This window comes from Actinoplanes sp. NPDC051633, assembly GCF_040681735.1.
Lineage (GTDB): Bacteria > Actinomycetota > Actinomycetes > Mycobacteriales > Micromonosporaceae > Actinoplanes.
In genome coordinates this window covers 1-1,194 of sequence record NZ_JBFAZH010001725.1, presented here as the reverse complement: position 1 = coordinate 1,194, position 1,194 = coordinate 1, and the positions used below count along the sequence as shown (strand labels likewise).

General features: G+C 72.9%; 2 protein-coding genes. Both read right to left on the bottom strand.

All coding sequences use genetic code 11. The annotated features are described in order from the left end of the window. Positions 1 to 89 precede the first annotated feature (89 nt). Complete coding sequence (locus AB0M20_RS44680) at positions 90 to 890, bottom strand: serine/threonine-protein kinase (protein ID WP_364307676.1); 801 nt, start codon at positions 888 to 890, stop codon at positions 90 to 92. Positions 891 to 1,001: 111 nt separating this feature from the next. Next, on the bottom strand, positions 1,002 to 1,194 hold a 193-nt coding region (locus tag AB0M20_RS44675), incomplete at its 5' end, for a hypothetical protein (RefSeq protein WP_364307674.1).

Sequence of the window (1,194 nt, the reverse complement as noted above, 5' to 3'; positions counted from 1 at the left end):
CTACCACTGCCGGTCCCGGCCGTGCTCGCACGCGAACAGTGGTAGCTCTGCCACGCGTCGAGCCCTCGAGCCGGTGGGTGGGCTACCAGTTATCGGGTTGCCCAGGCCGGCCACGGGCGCAGGTCGTCGGGGACCAGGGTGCCCAGGGCCACCAGCGCCGCATGGGTCGACGGGCGCTCGACCGGGTCGTCGGCGGTCATCCGGTCGAGGACGTCGGCGAGTGGGCCGCCCGGCTTGCCGCCCGCTTCGCGCAGCGTGACGCCCAGCGCGTACACGTCCATGGCGGCGCTGATCGGCTCGCAGGCCTCCATCTCCGGCGGTGCGTAGCCCGCCGTCCCGACCGGGCGCCCGGCCGGCTGCTTCGCGCCGATCTCCCGCGCCGACCCGAAGTCGATGAGCACCGGCCGGCCGTCGCGGATCACGATGTTGTCCGGCTTCACGTCGACGTGGGCGAGGCCGCGCTGGTGCAGCGTACGCAGCGCGGTCAGCACCTGGATGCCGAGCAGCGCCACCTCGGCGGCCAGGATCGTCCCGCCGTCGTCGATCTCGTCGGCCAGCGTCGGGCCGTCGACGTACTCCACGGCGATGTAGTGCATCTCGTCGGTGAACCCCGAGCCGTAGAGCCGGGGCAGCACCGGGTGCGGGTTGTCCCGCAGGGCCGACACCTCGCGGCTCAGCGACTGGGTCGCGCGCGGATGGGTGGCCAGGTGCGGGCGGGGCAGCTTCAGCACGGCCGGCGCCCAGAGTCGCGGCGACCAGACCAGCCAGGTCTCGCAGCGGATGCCGACGCCCAGGCGTTCCCAGGCCCGGTAGCCGCCGGCCACCATCGCGTTCTCCGCGAACGCCCAGACCGGCTCGCCGTCCTCGAGGTCGATCGCCGTATCGATCATCACCGTGTCCTTTGCGAGAGATACGTCGGAGACCCGCCCGGGTCTTCGGGTATGTCGGCCGGGCGGGTCTCCGTGGGTGATGCGTGCGAGGCGCCGACGAGCGCGGGTGTGTCAGGCCTCGCGGGCGGGCGTCAGCCGCGCGTGCGGGTGCGGGTGCGCGTCCGGCTGCGGGTACGGGTGCGGGTGCGTCGTCCCTTGTGCTGCAGCGGAGACTTGATGCGTCCGGCCATGGTGAACACCTCCTCTCGCGGTCTCGAGGGTGACGATCCGGTCGGCGATCGCCGCCAGGTCGAGGTCATGGGTG